A 20,015-nucleotide genomic window follows, 5' to 3' on the forward strand; every position below is an offset into this window, starting at 1 on the left:
GACAGCGAAAAGCGAACATGGTGTTCACCATTGCAAGCAGGAGCGCACCCATCGGCGGTTGCATGAGGCAATCACGCTCGCTATCTCAGCGCCATGAAAGTCAAAGACGCAGATATTCTCATCATCCCGGGCTACACTAACTCCGGACCCGAGCACTGGCAGACCCGCTGGCAGTCAAAGCTGTCGACCGCGCGGCGCGTCGAGCAGGCGGAATGGTCGAAGCCCGTGCGCGATGACTGGACGGCGAGCGTGGCAAAAGCGGTCAATGAAGCCGAGAAGCCCGTCGTCCTCGTCGCGCATTCCCTTGGCGTTGCCGCGGCGGTGCAAGCCGTCCCGCAGTTTCGCAAGCCGGTCGCCGGCGCATTCTTCGTGGCGCCGCCCGATGTCGCCAATCCGGAGGTACGGCCAAGGCACCTGATGACGTTCGGCCCCTACTCGCGCGAGCCGTTGCCCTTCCCGTCCATGGTGATTGCCAGCCGCAACGATCCGTTCTGCGCCTTCCACGTCGCCGAGGACATTGCCGGCGCCTGGGGATCTCTGTTCATCGATGCCGGTGAAGCCGGTCACCTCAACACCGATTCAGGCTTCGGCCCATGGCCCGAAGGTTCGATGACCTTCGCCAAATTTCTAACCGAACTGAAGGCCTGACGACCCCGACCGGATCGCGGCTCTCAGCCGCCGATCGAATCCTTGATGCCTTTCAACAGCGTCTTCGCCCCTAGCGAAATCAGCGCGTGCTCGGACCCTGTGGCCAGCAGGCGGTAGCCCATCGCCACGACGCGGCCGGCGATGGCCGGTTCGATGACGTAGATCGCCGCATGCTTGCCGGCCTTGCGGGTACGCTCGGCGATCGAACCCACCGTTTCCATCATGCTTTCGAGCGTCGAATCGACGGTCGCGCCGTTCGACCAGGCAATGGAGAAGTCCGATGGCCCCAGGAAAATGCCATCGATACCGGGTGTATCGAGGATGCCGTCCAGTGCATCGAGCGCCGCCCGCGTCTCGACCATGGCGAAGGCCATGGTGCGCTGGTTGCTGTCGCGCAGCCATTCGGCATGATCACCCTTGCCATGGCGTGGGAAGGCATAGGTCGGGCCCCAGGAGCGTTCGCCCACCGGCGGGTATTTCATCGCCGCAGCGAACAGTTTTGCATCCGCCACCGAGTTGACCATCGGCGCGATCACCGCCTCGGCGCCGAAATCGAGCGCCCGGCTGGCCATGTCGAAACGGCCGACGGGAATACGCACCAATGCCGGCTTGCCGGTGGCAAGCACGGGCGCCAGGCCGCGCAACACGCTGTCTTCATGATGGCCGCCATGCTGCATGTCGAGCGTGACCGCATCGAAGCCCTGCCTGGCAAGGATTTCGACGGTCAGCGCGTCCGGCACGCCTGACCATGCGGTGACCAGCGTTTCATCGGCCGCAAGGCGGGATTTCAGGGACATCGGCTGTTTCCTCGCTAAGGATCGCAGTTTCAGCCGGAAACGACGGGAAACGCAAAGAAAAACCGCCCGGCTGGGCCGGGCGGTCGATTGGTCCAGTCATTCTTTTGCCGCAGGTTCCGTCGCAAAATTGTGGGACATTTTTGCGGAACCTGCTTCGGCCGGATCAGGTGTTCTTGATCTGCTCGATGGCCTGCGCCATCAATTCGTCCATGGTGCGGCGGATCTGATGGTCCGACTGGCTGACGCCGGCAGCGTCGAAATCCTTGCGGATCTTGCGGAAGACGTCGTGATCGCCGGCTTCCTCGATATCGGAAACAACCACTTCCTTGGCGTAGGCATCGGCCTCGGCGCCGGATTTCCCGAGCTTTTCCGCGGCCCACAGGCCGAGAGCCTTGTTGCGGCGCGCCGACGCCTTGAACCGAAGCTCCTCGTCGAACACGAATTTGCGCTCAAAACCCTCTTCGCGATCCTTCATGTTGCTCATGGCGTCCCTCCGATGGAAATCGATTCGCTGGCATTGATGAATATGTGATGGCGAAGCACAAACCAAAAGGCTGGCGGCCGGTCAATACGCTTCGTGGCTTGCTGCGCTGCGGCATTTCGGTCCCGAAAGCAGTTGATTGAAAGGATTTGCCGATTGAGCAAACAAGGCGATTACGATAGACACCGGCATTGAACGCCACCGTCGCCACACTAATTTAGGCAGACGGACAGGAACTGGTCGCTTGCCGCCTGCCCGCAAATCCAGAGAAAAATCAAATGAAAAATCGCCGCCGCATTTATGAAGGCAAGGCCAAGATACTTTATGAAGGCCCTGAGCCCGGGACGCTGATCCAGTTCTTCAAGGATGACGCCACCGCGTTCAACAAGAAAAAACACGAAGTCGTCGATGGCAAGGGCGTGCTTAACAATCGCATTTCCGAGCACATCTTCAATCATCTCAACCGGATGGGTATTCCGACCCACTTCATCCGCCGGCTCAACATGCGCGAGCAGCTGATCAAGGAGGTCGAGATCATCCCGCTCGAAGTGGTGGTGCGCAATGTCGCCGCCGGTTCGCTGTCCAAGCGCCTTGGCATCGAGGAAGGCACGGTCCTGCCCCGCTCGATCATCGAATTCTATTACAAGGCCGATGCGCTCGACGACCCGATGGTCTCTGAAGAGCACATCACGGCCTTCGGCTGGGCGAGCCCGCAGGAAATCGACGACGTCATGGCGCTGGCCATTCGCGTCAACGACTTCCTGTCCGGCCTGTTCATGGGCGTCGGCATCCAGCTCGTCGATTTCAAGATCGAATGCGGACGCCTGTTCGAGGGCGACATGATGCGCATCGTCGTCGCCGACGAGATCTCGCCCGATTCCTGCCGGCTGTGGGACGTGGCGACGCAGGACAAGCTCGACAAGGACCGTTTCCGCCGCGACATGGGCGGCCTCGTGGAGGCCTACCAGGAAGTCGCCCGCCGTCTCGGTATCATGAACGAGAACGAGCCGCCGCGTCCAACCGGACCGGTGCTCGTCGCGTCGAGCGAGCCGCCGAAGGGCATGAAGCACTAATTGCCAGCAACGGGCTTGCCGGAAACGGCAGGTCCGGCGCAGACCGATACCGATCATTCAGGAGCATCGATGAAAGCCCGTATCACCGTAACCCTCAAGAACGGCGTGCTGGACCCGCAAGGCAAGGCGATCGAGCATGCGCTGTCGGGGCTAGGTTTTGACGGTATCGGCTCGGTGCGGCAAGGCAAGGTGTTCGACGTCGAGCTCGCCGGGACCGACAAGGCCAAGGCCGAGGCCGATCTCAGGGCCATGTGCGACAGACTGCTGGCGAACACGGTGATTGAGAACTATAGTGTGACGCTTACCTGAGGTTGTGCCGGATGCGCGGATGTCCGAAGTCACCGACGAGTTGATGTACGAACTGCTGAAGAAAATTCATTCGCGAATGGATCGACTTGAGAATGGTCTCGGCGAGGTTAAGCACGAGATCGTTGCGATCGGATTGCAGGCATTGAGCACGCAAACAGACATCAACAATATCTACGCAATAACAAGCCGTATCGATCAACGTCTGGAGCGAATCGAGCAGCGCCTCGAATTGCGCGAACTGGCCGAAAAGCCACAAACGCCCTATGATCCAAGACCATGAGAGATTGCCTTCATGGTTCGTCGAAATAGCTGACTAAATGGCGTTCCTCACGAGACAGATCAGATTGACCCAAACGATCAGGGTGCCAACAAAATGAAATCAGCCGTCGTCCTCTTGCCTGGCCTTAACCGCGACCGCGACATGATCGCGGCGCTGACCAAGATTTCCGGCAAGGCGCCAGCCACCGTCTGGCAAACCGACACCGAAATCCCGGATGTCGACCTGATCGCCATTCCCGGCGGCTTCTCCTTCGGCGACTATCTGCGCTGCGGCGCGATCGCGGCGCGCATGCCGGTGATGCGGGCGGTTGCTGAAAAGGCGGCCAAGGGCGTCATGGTCATCGGCGTCTGCAATGGTTTCCAGATCCTGGTCGAGGCCGGCCTGCTGCCGGGAGCGCTCATGCGCAACTCCTCGCTCAAATTCGTCTGCCGGCAGGTGAAGCTCGAGATCGCCAACGCCAACACCATGTTCACCCGCCGCTACCAGCCGGGCCAGATCATCCGTTCGCCGGTGGCGCATCACGACGGCAACTACTTCGCCGATGCCGAGACGCTTGCACGCCTGGAAGGCGAAGGCCAGGTGGTGTTCCGCTATGCGGACGGCACCAACCCCAACGGCTCGATCAACGACATCGCCGGCATCATCAGCAGCCAGGGCAATGTGCTGGGCCTGATGCCTCATCCCGAGAACCTGATCGAAGCGGCACATGGCGGCAATGACGGCCGGGCGTTGTTCGAAGGCGCGCTCGGCATCGCCGCCTGATATCTTCCGAAATTCTTTCAGAACCTGGGGGCGGCCTGACGATGAGACTGACGATTGCTCGCTTTGCTCTCCTGGCTGCCGCCGGCCTTGCGCTGGCATCCTGCCAGTCGGGTCCGAAGAGCGCTCCGCCGCCTTCCGGCAAGAGCGCGGCGCTGCTGGCCATGGAACAGGTGGCGATCTCCGCCCACAAATGCTGGATCGCCAGCAAGGACCCGGCCTTCAAATCCTACCAGATGGCCAATGAGCTGAATTCGTTCAGCGGCACGCCGCGCTTCCTGCTGGTGCCGGCCAAGCATTATGGCGGCAAGCCGCTGCTGGTGGTGCAGGCGCAAGGCAATTCGAGCCGTGTAGACGTGTTCGGTCCGCTGATGGCCGAGCCGCTCGGCGCGCGCATCGGCTCCGACATCGCCCGCTGGCAGGCCGGCAATCCGGCCTGCGCCGCCGCCGCGTAAGATGGGCCGGCTGCTGCAGGTCGCGGGTCTGGTCGCAGGGCTGGCCGGTCTTTTCCTGCAGTTCTCGATCACCGTTCCGGCCTCGATGGAAGCCGGCCGCGGCCTGATCGGTTCGGTCGTCTTCTACTTCAGCTTCTTTACCATCCTGACCAACATCGGTGCGGTGCTCGTCCATGCGTCGCTGCTGTCGCCCGCCGGCCATGCCTGGTTTCCGGCCTTTGCCGGAGCGCGGATGCGGGCAGGCGTCGCCGTCGCCATCACCGTGGTCTTCATGGTCTACGCCACCGTACTGGCACGCCTCTGGCAGCCGCAGGGCCTGTTCCTGCTGTGCGACGTGCTGCTGCACTATGTGACGCCTGCACTGTTCGTGCTGTGGTGGCTGGCCGCCGGTGCCGACGGCAAGACGCGATGGCAAGACGTTTCCTGGTGGATGCTTTATCCGCTCGCCTATCTGGCCTATGCGCTGGCGCGGGCGTCCATAACAGGCGAAGTGCCCTACCCGTTCCTCGATGTCGCCAGGAACGGCATCGCCAGCGTCGCCATCGCCTCGCTGGCCATCACCGCCCTTTTCCTGGCGCTATGCGTTGGCGCCGTGCTTGCGGACCGCGGCCTGTCGCGGATCAGGACGCCAGTTGTGCAGCCACGCAAGCAGGATTGAACATTGCATCGCGCCTGTTCATTCCCAGAATGGCCTGATCCCTTCGCAATGGGCGTCGCAGCGGGAAATGCCGATGTCCTTCAACTGGTCGTCGGTCATGTCCAGCAAGCCGAGCCGGCTGCGCCTGCGCTCCAGCAGGCCGTCGATCCAGCGAGCCAGCGATTTGACGATACGCACGAGGCGGCTGACAAAGCCGCCGCGGCCCACAGGTCGCGCGGCGAACAATCCTGCGCTTGCCTGGCTGATTGTCTCGATTGTATCCATCTTCGCTCTACCAAAGTTTCAAATTGCACTCATTTACTCCGCATAATGCATGTGAATTGACTCATCCTTTGGCGCAATATACAAAATTGTCACCATGACAAATTGGCTTCCCGACCTCACCGCCAGTTCCGGCCCGCTTTATCAGCGCCTTGCTGACAGCATTGAGTCAGATATCGACCGCGGCGTGATCGACGCCGGGGCAAAGCTGCCACCGCAGCGGGATCTCGCCTATGACATCGGCGCAACCGTCGGCACCGTCGGCAGGGCCTATCAATTGCTGCGCGAGCGCGGGCTGGTCAGCGGCGAGGTCGGGCGCGGCACCTATGTCCTCGGCCGGCAGAACGCGAGGCCCGACTTCATAGCGCCGGACGCGCAAGGCACGCGCGACATCGATGCGCCGCGCGGTAAGCTGCGCTTCGACAGCACCGCGGCGCCCGATGTCGGCCAGGGCGCCATCGTCACCGAAGTGCTGTCGCGCACGGCTTTGGATCATGCGCATGAGATTTCGAGCTACACGCGGGATTTTCCCGAGCGCTGGTTCGAGGCCGGCGCCAGTTGGCTGTCGCGCAATTCGTTTCGACCGAGCGCCGATACGATCGTGCCGACGCTCGGCACCCATGCCGCGGTCATGGCGGCGATCGCCGCACTGACCACGCCCGGCGATTACGTCGCCTTCGAGCACCTGACCTATTCGCAGATTTCGCGCAGCGCCGGCCTGATCGGTCGTCGCACGGCGCTGGTGGCATCGGACCATCAGGGTCTCGACCCCGACGATTTCGAGCGTGTCTGCGCGCAAAAGCATCCGAAGATGATCTTTCTGATGCCTACGGTGCAGAATCCGACGCTGGCGATCCTGCCGGCAGCGCGACGTGAGGCAATCGCGCGGATCGCGCGTGAATACAATGTCGTTCTTATAGAGGACGATCTTTACGGCGGCCTGACCGAAGATCCGACGCCAATGCTGGCCGACTATGCACCCGAGCGCACCATCGTCGCAGGCGGCCTGTCGAAATCGGTAGCGGCTGGCGTTCGCGGCGGCTGGCTTTCCTGCCCGCCTGTTTATCGCCATCGCATCCGCGTTGCCCACAAGATGATGACCGGCGGCATGCCTTTCCTGCTGGCCGAGGTGAATGCCCGGCTGGTGCTGTCGGGCCAGGCCGCGGACATACGCAAACGGGCCATCGCCGAAATCAACGCCCGCACCGCCATCGTGCGCGAGACTTTGGCCGGCTTCGAATTCAAGTCGCGGGACAATATACCCTTTGTCTGGCTGACCTTGCCCGACCCCTGGCTTTCCGGCACGTTCAAGAACGCCTGCCTCGAGCACGGCGTGCTGATCGACGACGAGGACGAGTTCAAGGCGGGCCGTTCCGAGCAGGTCTTCCACGCTGTGCGCTTCGGCATTTCGCAGCCGAGGCAGCGCAAGGACATCGCGGACGGCGTTGCGGCGATCCGGAGGCTCCTCGACGAAGGCCGCGCCGGCTACGACAGCTTTTCCTGATCCGCATCGCCTTGGAGCGCCGGCGGTTCAGGACGACGGCATGCCTCCAGGCAAGACCGAGGCGCATCGGTTGAGTCCGTCCGGTGGGACGCGCGTTCAAGGCGCCGTGGCTTTCTCCGGATTCAGCCACTTTTCGTCGGTCCATGGGTGTATCGGCCGCAAAGCTTGCGATAAGAGGAGACTCAAAATCCCAAGCTCCCACGGATAAAAACCGCCGCCCATGACCATTTCCAATTCCGTGCCGATCACGCCCGAGCTCATTGCCGCGCACGGGCTGAAGCCAGACGAATACCAGCGCATCCTCGACCTCGTCGGGCGCGAGCCGAGCTTCACCGAACTTGGCATCTTCTCGGCGATGTGGAACGAGCATTGCTCGTATAAATCCTCGAAGAAATGGCTGCGCACGCTGCCGACGACCGGCCCGCGGGTCATCCAGGGGCCCGGCGAGAATGCCGGCGTGGTCGATATCGGCGACGGCGACTGCGTCGTCTTCAAGATGGAGAGCCACAACCACCCCTCCTTTATCGAACCCTACCAAGGGGCGGCGACAGGCGTCGGCGGCATATTGCGCGACGTCTTCACCATGGGCGCGCGGCCGATCGCGGCGATGAACGCCTTGCGCTTCGGCGCTCCCGATCATCCCAAGACCAGGCACCTGGTGGCGGGAGTGGTTTCCGGCGTCGGCGGCTACGGCAATTCCTTCGGCGTGCCGACGGTCGGCGGCGAGGTCAATTTCGACGCCCGCTACAACGGCAATATCCTGGTCAACGCTTTTGCCGCGGGTCTTGCCAAGACGGACGCGATTTTCCTGTCGGAGGCCAAGGGCGTCGGCCTGCCGGTCGTCTATCTCGGCGCCAAGACCGGTCGCGACGGCGTCGGCGGCGCCACCATGGCCTCGGCCGAATTCGACGACAAGATCGACGAGAAGCGCCCGACCGTGCAGGTCGGCGATCCCTTCACCGAAAAGTGCCTGCTTGAAGCATGTCTCGAACTGATGGCGTCCGGTGCGGTCATCGCTATCCAGGACATGGGTGCTGCCGGCCTTACCTGCTCGGCGGTCGAGATGGGCGCCAAGGGGGATCTCGGCATCGAGCTCGAGCTCGACAAGGTTCCGGTGCGCGAGGAGCGCATGAGCGCCTACGAGATGATGCTGTCGGAAAGCCAGGAGCGCATGCTGATGGTGCTGCGCCCCGAAAAGGAAAAGGAGGCCGAGGCGATCTTCCACAAATGGGGGCTCGACTTCGCCATTGTCGGCAAGACGACCGACGATCTGCGCTTTCGCGTCCTGCATCAGGGTGATCAGGTTGCGGACCTGCCGATCAAGGATCTCGGCGACAAGGCACCGGAATATGACCGTCCGTGGGTCGAGCCGAAGAAGCCGGCGCCGCTTGCGGCCAATGACATTCCGCAGGCCGATGTCGCCGACGCACTGCTGAAGCTGCTCGGCGGCCCTGACCTGTCGTCGCGCCGCTGGGTGTGGGAACAGTACGACACGCTGATCCAGGGCAATTCGCTGCAGCTTCCCGGTGGCGATGCCGGCGTGGTGCGGGTCGAAGGCCATCCGACCAAAGCGCTGGCTTTCTCGTCGGACGTGACGCCGCGCTATTGCGAGGCCGATCCCTATGAGGGCGGCAAGCAGGCGGTGGCCGAATGCTGGCGCAACCTGACCGCCACCGGCGCGCTGCCGCTGGCCGCCACCGACAATCTCAATTTCGGCAATCCGGAACGGCCGGAGATCATGGGTCAGTTGGTCGGCGCGGTGAAGGGCATTGGCGATGCCTGCCGCGCGCTCGGCTTCCCGATCGTTTCCGGCAATGTCTCGCTCTACAACGAAACCAATGGCCAGGGCATCCTGCCGACGCCGACCATCGGCGGCGTCGGGCTGATCGCCGACTGGTCGAAGATGGTGCGGGCCGGCTTCGCTGCGCAAGGCCAGATGATCCTGCTGGTCGGCGCGCCGGCCTCATGGGGCACGCATCTCGGCCAATCGGTCTACTTGCGCGACATCCACGGCCGCAGCGACGGCCCGCCGCCGCCGGTCGACCTCGACCATGAAAAGCGTGTCGGCGACCATGTGCGCGCCCTCATCGCGTCCGGCATCGTCACCGCGGCTCACGACGTTTCCGACGGCGGCATTGCGGTCGCGCTGGCCGAGATGGCGATGGCATCAGGCATCGGCGCGACGGTCCCCGGACTGGCCGGCACCGATCCTATTCCGGTCTGGTTCGGCGAGGACCAGGGCCGCTATCTCCTCACGCTGTCAATCGATCCAGACAGTGAGGACTGGGACGCGATCCGCAAACAGCAAGGCGAACTCGGTATTTTCGCGCCCTGGATCGGCTCGACCGGCGGCAACACGCTGAAACTCGGCGAGGCACGGGCGATCCCGCTCGGCGAATTGACCGCCGCGCACGAAGGCTGGTTCCCGCGCTTCATGGATCAGACCATTTGAGCAGAGCGTGATCCCGAAAAGTGGGAAACGATTTTTTCGGAAAAATCATGCTCAACCACAGGAAACTGGCCGTCCGGGCACTGCTTGCAGTCGTCTTCTGGCCATCGCTGTTCTTCTTCTGGTTTCTCGGCCCGTTCGTCTTTTTCCTGCTGTCGACGACATCGAGCGAGGTCTGCGCCCGGTTGGATACACGCGCGGAGTTCCTCGCCGCGGCCAACGACACGCTTCCGATGCTTGGCCTGCAAAACCTTTTCTATGCAGTTCCGCTTGTCTGCCTGGTGCTTTGGAGCCGGCTTCTGCCGGACCGGGCACGGACAAGGCACATCTTCACCTGCATAAAACTTTTCGCCGTCGCGGCCGCATTGGGGGCACTGTGGGAGTATGGCTCCTCGCTGGCCTGCGATGGCTACGGCCAGCCGTTCTTCTCGCCCGTCTGGCGGATGACCGCCTACCTGCCGATTGCCAACCTGGCGATCAACCTTCCCCTCTATGTGCTGACCTTCAGCCTTGGGCGGACCTTCTCGACGCCCGAGGACGAGCCCGCAGACGACGCCGGCGGTCAGAGCGAGAACGCGTCGTGAGCCACAATCGCGCTGGGGCTGGACGGAACGGCTTCAATCCCGGCCGGAAAGGCTTTAGGTTCACCCCGACTCTCATCGCACGGGCAGCCACGCCGCAGCCCGCCCTAAAAACAGGAATTTGCCATGGCAATGGATGCCCGCGACATTGAAAAACTGATCAAGGAGGGGATCCCGGACGCCAGGGTGACCATCCGTGACCTTGCCGGCGACGGCGATCACTATGCGGCCGAAGTGGTCGCCGAGAGCTTTCGCGGAAAAAGCCGCGTGCAGCAGCACCAGATGGTCTATGACGCGCTGAAGGGCAATATGGGCGGCGTGCTGCACGCGCTGGCGCTGCAGACCAGCGTGCCGGACTAGGGGCTTCCAGCGCCAAAGTCGCTTGGCCCAAAACGCCGCATCTTTTGCGCCATTCAGGCCACCACGCGGCTAAAGTCTTGTTTCGGGCAACCTATGGGTTTATCTGATGGAAAAGCTTCGAGCCTGACTCCCACAGGCGGGAAAGGATATTCCATGAGCGGCATCAACGACTACATCGACAACGAGGTGAAGGGCAACGACGTCGTGCTTTTCATGAAGGGCACGCCCGGTTTCCCGCAATGCGGATTTTCCGGCCAGGTTGTCCAGATCCTCGACTATATCGGCGCCGACTACAAAGGCGTGAACGTGCTGGATTCGGCCGAGCTGCGCCAGGGCATCAAGGAATACTCCAACTGGCCGACGATCCCTCAGCTCTACGTCAAGGGCGAATTCGTCGGTGGCTGCGACATCGTGCGCGAAATGTTCCAGGCGGGCGAGTTGCAGACATTCCTTGTCGAGAAGGGCGTGAGCGTCAAAGGCGCCGCCTGATTTCGGTTGGGCATGTCGCCGTCGACATGCCCTGAGCACCGGGGCAGCCCCGCCTCGGCAATTTTGCGTCCGGGACCCGGACCAGGACGAGCCAATGCGCCGGGCCACCGGCGCGTTTTCGTTTGAGAGATCGGACTTGCCGTGGACCAGCAGACGTCAGCACCGCAATCGGCAAGCAAATTGCCCATTCCGCGCTGGGAGTTCATCGCGCTGTGCGCAGCGCTGATGGCGCTCAATTCGTTGGCCATCGACATCATGCTGCCGGCGCTGCAGCAGATCGGCGCCTCGCTTGGCGTCGAGAACGAAAACCACCGGCAATATGTCATCACCGCCTATATTCTGGGTTTTGGCGGCGGACAGCTGTTTTTCGGACCGCTCTCGGACCGATTCGGGCGCCGTGCGCCGCTTGTCGCCGGCCTGATCATTTATGTGGCGGCGGCCGCCGCGGCCGCCATATCGCCAAGCTTTGAAACGCTTCTACTTTGCCGGGCCGTGCAAGGCATCGGTGCGGCCGCGACCCGCGTCATCGCCGTCTCGATCGTGCGCGACACGTTCGATGGCCGGCGCATGGCCGAGGTGATGTCGCTGATCTTCATGGTGTTCATGGCGATCCCGGTGATTGCTCCCGGCATCGGCCAGTTCATCATGCTGTTCGCGACCTGGCATTTGATCTTCGTCACCATGGCCGTCGGCGCGCTTGTCGTCTCGGCCTGGTCGCTGCTGCGCCTGCCCGAGACGCTACATCCGGAATATCGCCGGCCATTGACCGTCAATGCCATTGTCGGCGGGTTCCGCATCGTGCTGACCAACCGCGTCGCGATCTGCTATGCCTTCGCCAGTACGTTCATCTTCGGCGCCATGTTCGGCTTCATCGCCTCGGCGCAGCAGATTTATGTCGACATATTCAATGTCGGCGAATTGTTTCCGGTCATCTTCGCCGGCGTTGCCGGCGTGCTCGCCTTCTCCAACTACCTGAATTCGCGTCTTGTCGGCCGCGTCGGCATGCGCCGCCTGTCGCAGAGCGCGCTGCTGTTGTTTCTGGTCATCAGCCTGGCCTGGCTGGTGGTTTCGCTGGAAATGAAGATGCCGCTCTGGCTGTTCGTCACCTTCTTTGCCTGCGCCATGCTCCCTTTCGGCGCGCTCGGCGCGAATTTCAACGCGCTCGCCATGGAGCCGCTCGGCCAACTGGCCGGCACGGCCTCGTCCATCCTGGGCTTCATGCAGACGTTTCTCGGCGGCATTCTCGGCACGCTGATCGGCCAGGCTTTCAACGGCACGGTGACGCCGTTGGCCGCCGGCTTCTGCAGCGTCTCGGTCGCAGCCCTGCTGATGATCTTCATCGCCGAACGCGGCAAGATGTTCCAGCCGCAGAATCAACCCGTCTCGGGGCACATTGCCGATCTGCATTGAATTGTCGCCTTTGCGGCGCTCGGCTGGTAATCGAATTGGCAGCCGGCTATTGCGTCCAGAGTTCGCTGCGCAACTCGCGCCAGCTTTCCCGGTCGGGTGCGACAAGCAGGCCGCCGCCGACATGCGACGGTAGGTAGGCACTGGCGTCGAAACGCGCGGCGTGGCCGCCGGCCTCGGTATGGATCAGGACACCGGGCAGATGGTCCCACGGCATCAGCTTGTTGTAGACGACGAAATGGGCATGGCCGCTGGCCAGCAGGCGATATTCATGCGCGGCGCAGCGATAGGCGAATTGCGACAGGATTTTCGTCTGGTTGCGCGCCAGCCGCGACCGCTCTGGTTCGGCCATGTACTGCCAGGAGACGGAGCCGGTCATTCCCGAGATCGGCACGGGCGCCGCGACACGCACTTTTTCCAGGTTGCCATGCGCGTGCCTGATATGACTGCCGGCGCCCCTGGCGCCGATCAGCCAGTCCTTGCCGACCGGATCGTGGATGATGCCTGCGACGGTCTCACCCCGGACCACGACACCCAGCATGACGCCGAACAACGGCACGCCGGAAGCGAAATTGAAAGTGCCGTCCACCGGGTCGATGGTGAAAGCCAGATCGGCATCGCCAAGACCGTCGAGCAGCGCCGGATTGTCGGAACAGGCTTCCTCGCCGACGATCATGGCCGTTGGGTAGCGCTCACGCAGCTTGGCGGTGATCAGCCGCTCGGCACTGACGTCGGCTTCCGTCACCAAGTCGGCGGCCGACGTCTTCTGGCGGACGTCGCCGCCGCCCAACCGGCGAAAGCGCGGCATGATTTCGGCTTCGGCTGCTTCGGCCAGGGTGCTGGCCAGCCAGTCGATCGCGGTATCGTCAAATGTCATCGGAAATGTCTTGCCTGCTGGAGAGCGTTTCATCGAGGGCGGCGAAATCGAATAGTTTCCTGTCGAGCAGATGCGACGGCCTGGTGTTGGACAACGCACGCAGCATCGTGTCCTTGCGGCCGGGCATGCGCTTTTCGATATCGTCAAGCATGGCCTTCATCGCGTTGCGCTGGAGACCTTCCTGGCTGCCGCAGAGATCGCAAGGGATGATCGGGAACCGCATCGCCGCGGCGAACTTTTCCAGATCGGTTTCGGCGCAGTAGGCAAGCGGCCGCAGCACCATGACGTCGCCCTCGTCGTTGAGCAGCTTGGGCGGCATGGCGGCGAGACGGCCGCCGTGGAACAGGTTCATGAAGAAGGTTTCGAGAATGTCCTCGCGATGATGGCCGAGCACCAGCGCCGAGCACCCCTCCTCTCGGGCTACGCGATAGAGATGACCACGCCGCAGGCGTGAACAGAGCGAGCAATAGGTGCTGCCCTGCGGCAGCTTGTCGGTGACGACGGAGTAGGTGTCCTGGTATTCGATGCGGTGTGCAATGCCGTGGGCATTGAGGTAATCGGGCAGGATGTGCTTGGGAAAGTTCGGCTGGCCCTGGTCGAGATTGCAGGCCAGCAGCTCCACCGGCAGCAGGCCGCGCCATTTGAGGTCCAGCAGCATGGCAAGCAGGCCGTAGGAATCCTTGCCGCCCGACAGGGCCACCAGCCAGCGCTCGCCTGGCCTGACCATCGAAAAATCCTCGATCGCCTGGCGGGTCAGCCGCAGCAGCCGCTTGCGCAATTTGTTGAACTCGACCGAAGACGGCACATCGGCGAACAGCGGATGAAAACCGCCTTCGATGTCGGCGGCCTGCTCAAGCGATTGAGCGTCTGGCAGCATGTTCATGGCGTCGGTTCCAAATCCTGGAGCAACGAACGTTCGGAGCTTCGTTGCCGCCCGGATTAGCGGACATGGCCGACAAAGAAAAGGCCGCCTCGATGGGCGGCCCCTCCGGTCTCGCAAAAAGCCTTCGCTTAACGCGAATAGAATTCGACGACGAGGTTCGGTTCCATCTGGACGGCGAACGGAACGTCCGCCAGGCCCGGGATGCGCGAGAAGGTCGCGGTCATCTTGTTGTGATCGGCTTCGATGTAGTCCGGCACGTCGCGTTCGGCGAGGCCGACCGATTCCAGGACGATCACCAGCTGCTTCGACTTTTCGCGCACTTCGACGACGTCGCCCGGCTTGCAGCGGTACGAGCCGATGTTGACGCGCTTGCCGTTGACGTTGACATGGCCGTGGTTGACGAACTGGCGGGCGGCGAAAATGGTCGGCACGAACTTGGCGCGATAGACGACCGCGTCCAGACGCGACTCGAGCAGGCCGATCAGGTTCTCCGAGGTGTCGCCCTTGCGGCGGTCGGCCTCCTCATAGACCTTGCGGAACTGCTTTTCCGAAACGTCGCCATAGTGGCCCTTCAGCTTCTGCTTGGCGCGCAGCTGCAAGCCGAAATCGGAAAGCTTGCCCTTGCGGCGCTGGCCGTGCTGGCCGGGGCCGTATTCACGCTTGTTGACCGGGGACTTCGGGCGGCCCCAGATGTTTTCGCCGAGACGGCGGTCGATCTTGTACTTCGCGGATTCGCGCTTGCTCATCGCATTCCCTTTCAAAACAACATAACCCGGAGCCTCATGGTCCGGGTGAAGGAAACGCGCCCTCCTCTGGCCTCCGTTTTCGAGACCTGACAGGGTTTTTCCACGCAACGCGGCGAAAAACCCACGGGACACGTCAGTTCAAACAAGACCTTGGAAAACAGACTGGCTTCCGTCGAGGTCTTGCGCATGCAAAACAAACCACCGGGCGTTGCGGCCCGGTGTTGGGAGCGCTGTTAAACAGAGATTTAACCGCTGTCAAGGTTCCAACTGGCGCCGCCCCGCGACCATCTACGATTTTCAGTGTTGTTGTTCAATGCGGTGTCGCATCCGGCGGGAGGTTGTCGCGCCCGCGGTATTAGAACAATTCCCGGAAAGCGCTAGCGGTTTCTACCCGGGATTGTGTAAAAAACCGGAGCGGGGCGGCGATTCCCCGAAGCTGAACCGCTCCAGGAAGGGACTTGAGCAGAGGAGCCTGAATTCGGATGAAGAAGTTCTTTCTAAGCCTGACTGGTGCGACGGTGTTGGCCGGATCGATGGCCGTCATTACTCCTGAGCCGGCGATGGCAAGGCATTGGCAAGGCCACCGGCCTCATCAGGTATGCCGGATTGTGGTCAGGAAGCGCGTCGTCTGGAGCCATGGTCACCGCCATGTCATTCGCCAAAAAGTGCGACGTTGCCACTGGCGCTAACAGCTGCCACTGGCGCTAACAGCTGCCACTGGCGCTAACAGCCGCCCCTGGCGCTGATTACGTCGGCCATTGACCCGACAATAACATCAAGGCCTGCGACCCCGTCGCTGGCCTATTTCTTGCCATTGGACGAACCCTTCAAGAAGGTCGTTGCCAAATAGCGCTTCCCTCAGTGCTTCTTTTTCTCCGGCAGATCCTTGCGCTTGGTTTCGGCGAATTCCTCGAGCTGCTTTTCGCTCATGGATTCGTACATCCCTTTGGAAGCGCCTTTGAGCTCGCTCTTCTTGGTCTCGCCGCGCTTGGCCGACAATGCGGCGCCGGCGGCCTTCTGCTGGGCTTTCGAGGTGGCAGGCATGGTTTTTCTCCCTTCATTGCCTGGGAGAAAACGAAACGGCCTCGCCAATGTTCCGGAAATCAGGCGACCGCCAGTCCAAAGCCCTGCATCAAACGGCTGGTGGCAAAATCCGCCTTGCCGGACGTGAAGACCGCGATGTCCGGCTCACCATGCGGCAACGGCCCATTGACCGGCGACAGCAGCGACATCGCCCGCCGGGCGATCGCTTCGGCAGGATCGATCCAGTCGACCGGCCAGGGTGCGGTCTTGCGCATGCGGTTGACCAGAAAAGGATAGTGCGTACAGGCGAGCACGGCGATGTCGGTGCGCATGCCGTTGCGCTCGATGAAACACGGGGAGATCTCGGCGCGCACGGCTTCCTCGTCGACGAACCCTTCGCGCATATAGGCTTCGGCCAGCCCCGCCAGGCGGTCGCTACCGACCAGCCGGACATGGCACTTCTGCGCCCATTTGCTGATCAGGTCGCGCGTGTATTGCCGTTTCACCGTGCCCGGCGTCGCCAGCACGGAGACGAGGCCGGAGCGGGTACGCTCCGCCGCCGGCTTGATCGCAGGCACGGTGCCGACAAAGGGATGGCCGGGAAATCTCTCGCGCAACGCATCGATCACCAGCGTCGAGGCGGTGTTGCAGGCGATGACCGAGATGGCCGGGGCGAACCGGTCGAGCAATTTGCCGAACAGGTCGAGAATATGGACCCGCAGCGCCGGTTCCTCCCAGGCGCCAAAGGGGAAGGCGGCATCGTCGGCGATGTAGACGAAGCGGCGGTCGGGCATCAGCACGCGCGCCTCGCGCAGCACAGTCAGCCCGCCAATGCCGGAATCGAACATCAGGATCGGCTGATCAGTCATTGTCGGTTCCCTTGCCGCCGAGCGGCGGCGCGGCGTTGTCGTCGTCATCGGCCACCTGACGATCCGCATTGGTCTTGCGGCCGGGACCGCCGGCGCGCGCCGCTGCCGGAAGCCGCCTTGGATCATCTCCCGGAGAGCCGTCGCCGCGCGGCATCGCCGGCGAGAACCTGTCCAGCGACGAGATGATGCCGCGCAGCACCTTGAGCTCCGGCTCGGCAAATCCCGCCCGGGTCAATACGGCGCGCAGATTGTCAACCATCTTCGGCTTCTTCGGCGCCGGCCGGAAATAGCCGCGCGCTTCGAGTGCGCCTTCGAGATAGGCGAACAGGCCGTGCAGTTCTTCCTTGCTGGCCGGCTTCATGTCCGGACCCGTAAAGTTGGTCTTGGTCTCGTCCTCGAGGCCGGATTTCATCCACTCGTAGGACATGAGAAGCGCGGCCTGGGCGATGTTGAGCGAGGAAAAATCGGGATCGACCGGAAAAGTGACGATCTCGTCGGCGAGGCCAACCTCGTCATTATAGAGGCCGAAACGCTCGCGGCCGAACAGGATGCCGGTTCGCTGACCCATGCCATGGCGAGCCCGGAGCACCCTGCCCGCCTCGACCGGCCCGCGCACGGGCTTGAAGCCGTCGCGTTGCCTTGCGGTGGTCGCGAAAACGAAATTCAGGTCGGCCATCGCCGTGGCGAGATCGTCGAAAACCTTGACGGCGTCGATGACATGGTCGGCGCGGCTGGCCGCCGCCCGCGCCTTCTCGTTCGGCCAGCCGTCGCGCGGGTTGACGAGGCGAAGTTCGACCAGGCCGAAATTGGCCATGGCGCGCGCAACCATGCCGATATTCTCGCCGAGCTGCGGCTCCACGAGGATGATGGCGGGGCTGGCGACTGAAGCGGTATCGGAATCTTTGGTGACGGGCATGATTGTCAATGAACTGCTGTTTGCGGCATTTCAGCGTCCCCTGCCATATTCGGCCGCGAAAATGAACCATTCGCAAATGGCGGGGCGATCGCTTCGCTTTCGTGACCGATCGTCGTTTGCGCGGCCAAAAACGCTTTGATATAGGGGCGCATCCCCGGCCGAACGCCACGCGGGCAAGGCCGTCCCATTTCCCAGCAACGAGGCATTCTTTCCATGGCGAAGATCAAGGTGGCGAACCCGGTCGTCGAACTCGACGGCGACGAGATGACCCGCATCATCTGGCAGTTCATCAAGGACAAGCTGATCCACCCTTATCTCGACCTCAAGCTTGAATATTACGACCTCGGCATCGAGCATCGCGACGCCACCAACGACCAGGTGACCGTCGATTCGGCCAACGCCATCAAAAAATACGGCGTCGGCGTGAAATGCGCGACCATCACGCCCGACGAGCAGCGCGTCGAGGAATTCAAGCTGAAGAAGATGTGGAAGTCGCCGAACGGCACCATCCGCAACATTCTCGGCGGCACCATCTTCCGCGAGCCGATCATCATGAAGAACGTGCCGCGGCTGGTGCCCGGCTGGACCAAGCCGATCATCGTCGGCCGCCACGCCTATGGCGACCAGTACCGCGCCACCGATTTCCGTTTTCCCGGCAAGGGCAAGCTCACGATCAAGTTCGTCGGCGAGGATGGCCAGGTGATCGAGCACGACGTGTTCGATGCGCCCGGCGCCGGCGTCGCCATGGCCATGTACAATCTCGACGAGTCGATCCGCGAATTCGCCCGCGCCTCGCTGAACTATGGCCTGCTGCGCAACTACCCGGTCTATCTCTCGACCAAGAATACCATCCTCAAGGCCTATGACGGCCGCTTCAAGGATATTTTCCAGGAGGTCTACGAGGCTGAGTTCGAGGCCGAGTTCAAGTCCAAGAAGCTGTGGTACGAGCACCGCCTGATCGACGACATGGTGGCCTCCAGCCTGAAATGGTCGGGCGGCTATGTCTGGGCCTGCAAGAACTATGACGGCGACGTACAGTCCGACACGGTGGCGCAGGGGTTCGGCTCGCTTGGCCTGATGACGTCGGTGCTGATGACGCCGGACGGCAAGACGGTGGAAGCGGAAGCCGCGCACGGCACCGTGACGCGCCACTATCGCCAGCACCAGAAGGGCGAGGAAACCTCGACCAATTCGATCGCCTCGATCTTCGCCTGGACCCGGGGCCTCGCCCATCGCGCCAAGCTCGACGACAATGCTGAATTGAAACGCTTCGCGGAGACACTCGAAAAGGTCTGCATCCAGACCGTCGAATCCGGCTTCATGACCAAGGACCTGTCGCTGCTGATCGGCCCCGACCAGCCCTGGCTTTCGACCACTGGTTTCCTGGACAAGATCGACGAGAATTTGCAGAAGGCGATGGCGTAAGCACCCGCGGGTTCAACATGCCGAAGGCTCCGGAAGGAGCCTTCGCTTTTTTGGGCCAACGAAAATCGAAAGCAAAGGACTGGCAACATGGCCAAACCGGTCCTCTACGGCGCCGACTACAGCGTTTACGTGCGCATAGCGCGCATGGCGCTGGAGGAGAAGGGCGTCGACTACGAGCTTGTGCCGGTCGATGTGTTCGCCGCCGAGGGCATCCCCGGCTGGTATTTCGAGCACCACCCGTTCGGCCGCATCCCGGCCTTCGAGCATGACGGTTTTCGCCTGTTCGAGGCCAGCGCGATCACGCGCTATGTTGATGAAGCTTTCGACGGACCGCCCTTGCAGCCGAACGATCCGCGCGGCCGCGCGCGGATGAACCAGATCATCGGCATGCTCGACGCTTATGGCTATCGGGCCATGGTCTGGGACGTCGCCGTGGAGCGGCTGGAGAAGGCGTCGCCTGACGAAGCGCTGATTGTCAGCGGATTACGACAAGCAGGAACGGTCCTTCAGGTGCTCTCATCATTGAGATCCCCGGGGCCGTGGTTGCTCGGCAATCAACTGACGCTCGCCGACCTGCATGCGGCACCGATCGTCGGCTATTTCGTCAAGGTGGCGGAAGGGCGCAAACTGCTGGCTCGCTTTGCCGACATACAGGACTGGTGGGATTGTATTGCTAAACAGGCAAGCTTTGCCAGGACTGAAAAGGCCGGCTGATCTGCGACAGCGCAGCGCAGCGATATTCGATTCAGGTCAACGATTTCGCGG

At 62.3% G+C, this 20,015-nt stretch carries 25 protein-coding genes; 16 read left to right on the plus strand and 9 right to left on the minus strand.

Features of this window, described 5'->3' with window-relative positions; all coding sequences use genetic code 11:
* Nucleotides 1–93: 93 nt before the first annotated feature.
* Nucleotides 94–648: an RBBP9/YdeN family alpha/beta hydrolase gene (locus tag LB547_RS05185; protein WP_140517696.1), complete on the plus strand. Its 555-nt coding sequence runs from the start codon at nucleotides 94–96 to the stop codon at nucleotides 646–648.
* A gap of 23 nt (nucleotides 649–671) precedes the next feature.
* Here the strand turns inward: LB547_RS05185 and LB547_RS05190 are convergent, their stop codons facing one another.
* Together LB547_RS05190 and LB547_RS05195 are read right to left on the minus strand one after the other, a co-directional pair.
* Nucleotides 672–1,445: an HpcH/HpaI aldolase family protein gene (locus LB547_RS05190; protein ID WP_140671743.1), complete on the minus strand. Its 774-nt coding sequence runs from the start codon at nucleotides 1,443–1,445 to the stop codon at nucleotides 672–674.
* 163 nt (nucleotides 1,446–1,608) lie between these two features.
* A complete protein-coding gene (locus LB547_RS05195) occupies nucleotides 1,609–1,929 on the minus strand; it encodes a DUF1476 domain-containing protein (RefSeq protein WP_140493820.1) in 321 nt (106 codons plus the stop codon).
* Nucleotides 1,930–2,204: 275 nt separating this feature from the next.
* On the opposite strand from LB547_RS05195, the gene purC reads away from it, so the two are divergent.
* The 6 genes from purC (at nucleotide 2,205) to LB547_RS05225 (ending at nucleotide 5,460) form a co-directional block, all read left to right on the plus strand.
* A complete protein-coding gene (purC, locus tag LB547_RS05200) occupies nucleotides 2,205–2,999 on the plus strand; it encodes a phosphoribosylaminoimidazolesuccinocarboxamide synthase (RefSeq protein ID WP_127282327.1) in 795 nt (264 codons plus the stop codon).
* A gap of 69 nt (nucleotides 3,000–3,068) precedes the next feature.
* A complete protein-coding gene (gene purS / locus LB547_RS05205) occupies nucleotides 3,069–3,308 on the plus strand; it encodes a phosphoribosylformylglycinamidine synthase subunit PurS (RefSeq protein ID WP_140625559.1) in 240 nt (79 codons plus the stop codon).
* 19 nt (nucleotides 3,309–3,327) lie between these two features.
* Nucleotides 3,328–3,588, plus strand: coding sequence for a hypothetical protein (locus LB547_RS05210; RefSeq protein WP_140762384.1), 261 nt, complete (start codon nucleotides 3,328–3,330; stop codon nucleotides 3,586–3,588).
* Between the two features lie 93 nt (nucleotides 3,589–3,681).
* Nucleotides 3,682–4,350: a phosphoribosylformylglycinamidine synthase subunit PurQ gene (gene purQ / locus LB547_RS05215; RefSeq protein ID WP_140493824.1), complete on the plus strand. Its 669-nt coding sequence runs from the start codon at nucleotides 3,682–3,684 to the stop codon at nucleotides 4,348–4,350.
* A gap of 41 nt (nucleotides 4,351–4,391) precedes the next feature.
* Nucleotides 4,392–4,802 (plus strand): hypothetical protein, encoded by a 411-nt coding sequence (locus tag LB547_RS05220; protein ID WP_140517698.1) that lies wholly within the window; start codon nucleotides 4,392–4,394, stop codon nucleotides 4,800–4,802.
* A gap of 1 nt (nucleotide 4,803) precedes the next feature.
* The gene (locus LB547_RS05225) at nucleotides 4,804–5,460 is read left to right on the plus strand and encodes a Pr6Pr family membrane protein (protein ID WP_140762387.1); all 657 of its coding nucleotides are present in this window, start codon (nucleotides 4,804–4,806) and stop codon (nucleotides 5,458–5,460) included.
* A gap of 18 nt (nucleotides 5,461–5,478) precedes the next feature.
* Here LB547_RS05225 and LB547_RS05230 read toward each other — a convergent pair whose 3' ends face one another.
* On the minus strand, nucleotides 5,479–5,724 hold the full coding sequence (locus tag LB547_RS05230; RefSeq protein WP_140762390.1) for a DUF1127 domain-containing protein: 246 nt from the start codon (nucleotides 5,722–5,724) through the stop codon (nucleotides 5,479–5,481).
* A 94-nt stretch (nucleotides 5,725–5,818) separates the two neighbouring features.
* On the opposite strand from LB547_RS05230, the gene LB547_RS05235 reads away from it, so the two are divergent.
* From LB547_RS05235 to LB547_RS05260, 6 genes are all read left to right on the plus strand, one after another.
* Complete coding sequence (locus tag LB547_RS05235) at nucleotides 5,819–7,225, plus strand: PLP-dependent aminotransferase family protein (protein WP_140762393.1); 1,407 nt, start codon at nucleotides 5,819–5,821, stop codon at nucleotides 7,223–7,225.
* A gap of 220 nt (nucleotides 7,226–7,445) precedes the next feature.
* A complete protein-coding gene (purL, locus tag LB547_RS05240; protein WP_140522054.1) occupies nucleotides 7,446–9,677 on the plus strand; it encodes a phosphoribosylformylglycinamidine synthase subunit PurL in 2,232 nt (743 codons plus the stop codon).
* Between the two features lie 47 nt (nucleotides 9,678–9,724).
* Complete coding sequence (locus LB547_RS05245; protein WP_140666361.1) at nucleotides 9,725–10,258, plus strand: hypothetical protein; 534 nt, start codon at nucleotides 9,725–9,727, stop codon at nucleotides 10,256–10,258.
* A 123-nt stretch (nucleotides 10,259–10,381) separates the two neighbouring features.
* Nucleotides 10,382–10,615: a BolA/IbaG family iron-sulfur metabolism protein gene (locus tag LB547_RS05250; protein WP_140493839.1), complete on the plus strand. Its 234-nt coding sequence runs from the start codon at nucleotides 10,382–10,384 to the stop codon at nucleotides 10,613–10,615.
* 153 nt (nucleotides 10,616–10,768) lie between these two features.
* Nucleotides 10,769–11,104: a Grx4 family monothiol glutaredoxin gene (gene grxD, locus LB547_RS05255; RefSeq protein ID WP_013532137.1), complete on the plus strand. Its 336-nt coding sequence runs from the start codon at nucleotides 10,769–10,771 to the stop codon at nucleotides 11,102–11,104.
* A 141-nt stretch (nucleotides 11,105–11,245) separates the two neighbouring features.
* Complete coding sequence (locus tag LB547_RS05260) at nucleotides 11,246–12,514, plus strand: multidrug effflux MFS transporter (protein ID WP_140631631.1); 1,269 nt, start codon at nucleotides 11,246–11,248, stop codon at nucleotides 12,512–12,514.
* A 46-nt stretch (nucleotides 12,515–12,560) separates the two neighbouring features.
* Here LB547_RS05260 and LB547_RS05265 read toward each other — a convergent pair whose 3' ends face one another.
* The 3 genes from LB547_RS05265 to rpsD all read right to left on the minus strand — a co-directional run bounded on the left by LB547_RS05265 (nucleotide 12,561) and on the right by rpsD (nucleotide 15,017).
* Nucleotides 12,561–13,388 (minus strand): inositol monophosphatase family protein, encoded by an 828-nt coding sequence (locus tag LB547_RS05265; RefSeq protein WP_140625563.1) that lies wholly within the window; start codon nucleotides 13,386–13,388, stop codon nucleotides 12,561–12,563.
* Complete coding sequence (gene ttcA / locus LB547_RS05270) at nucleotides 13,378–14,271, minus strand: tRNA 2-thiocytidine(32) synthetase TtcA (protein WP_140625564.1); 894 nt, start codon at nucleotides 14,269–14,271, stop codon at nucleotides 13,378–13,380. The genes LB547_RS05265 and ttcA overlap by 11 nt, the downstream gene beginning before the upstream one ends.
* A 128-nt stretch (nucleotides 14,272–14,399) precedes the next feature.
* The gene (gene rpsD, locus LB547_RS05275; protein WP_140493847.1) at nucleotides 14,400–15,017 is read right to left on the minus strand and encodes a 30S ribosomal protein S4; all 618 of its coding nucleotides are present in this window, start codon (nucleotides 15,015–15,017) and stop codon (nucleotides 14,400–14,402) included.
* Between the two features lie 482 nt (nucleotides 15,018–15,499).
* Here rpsD and LB547_RS05280 point away from each other — a divergent pair, with 482 nt between their 5' ends.
* Nucleotides 15,500–15,706, plus strand: coding sequence for a hypothetical protein (locus LB547_RS05280; RefSeq protein ID WP_140522046.1), 207 nt, complete (start codon nucleotides 15,500–15,502; stop codon nucleotides 15,704–15,706).
* A 169-nt stretch (nucleotides 15,707–15,875) separates the two neighbouring features.
* Here LB547_RS05280 and LB547_RS05285 read toward each other — a convergent pair whose 3' ends face one another.
* The 3 genes from LB547_RS05285 to LB547_RS05295 are packed head-to-tail and all read right to left on the minus strand — an operon-like array spanning nucleotide 15,876 to nucleotide 17,825.
* On the minus strand, nucleotides 15,876–16,061 hold the full coding sequence (locus LB547_RS05285; protein WP_140493851.1) for a DUF3008 family protein: 186 nt from the start codon (nucleotides 16,059–16,061) through the stop codon (nucleotides 15,876–15,878).
* Nucleotides 16,062–16,120: 59 nt separating this feature from the next.
* Nucleotides 16,121–16,909, minus strand: coding sequence for a glutamate racemase (gene murI, locus LB547_RS05290; protein WP_140762396.1), 789 nt, complete (start codon nucleotides 16,907–16,909; stop codon nucleotides 16,121–16,123).
* Nucleotides 16,902–17,825: an RNA methyltransferase gene (locus tag LB547_RS05295; protein ID WP_140493855.1), complete on the minus strand. Its 924-nt coding sequence runs from the start codon at nucleotides 17,823–17,825 to the stop codon at nucleotides 16,902–16,904. The genes murI and LB547_RS05295 overlap by 8 nt, the downstream gene beginning before the upstream one ends.
* Before the next feature lie 213 nt (nucleotides 17,826–18,038).
* On the opposite strand from LB547_RS05295, the gene LB547_RS05300 reads away from it, so the two are divergent.
* Nucleotides 18,039–19,250 carry an NADP-dependent isocitrate dehydrogenase gene (locus tag LB547_RS05300; RefSeq protein ID WP_140493857.1) on the plus strand — a complete coding sequence of 404 codons (1,212 nt, stop codon included), beginning with the start codon at nucleotides 18,039–18,041 and terminating at the stop codon, nucleotides 19,248–19,250.
* A gap of 87 nt (nucleotides 19,251–19,337) precedes the next feature.
* Complete coding sequence (locus LB547_RS05305) at nucleotides 19,338–19,964, plus strand: glutathione S-transferase family protein (RefSeq protein WP_140762399.1); 627 nt, start codon at nucleotides 19,338–19,340, stop codon at nucleotides 19,962–19,964.
* Nucleotides 19,965–20,015 lie beyond the last annotated feature (51 nt).

Origin of the sequence: Mesorhizobium sp. B264B1B (assembly GCF_020165765.1) — a bacterium.
GTDB lineage: Bacteria > Pseudomonadota > Alphaproteobacteria > Rhizobiales > Rhizobiaceae > Mesorhizobium.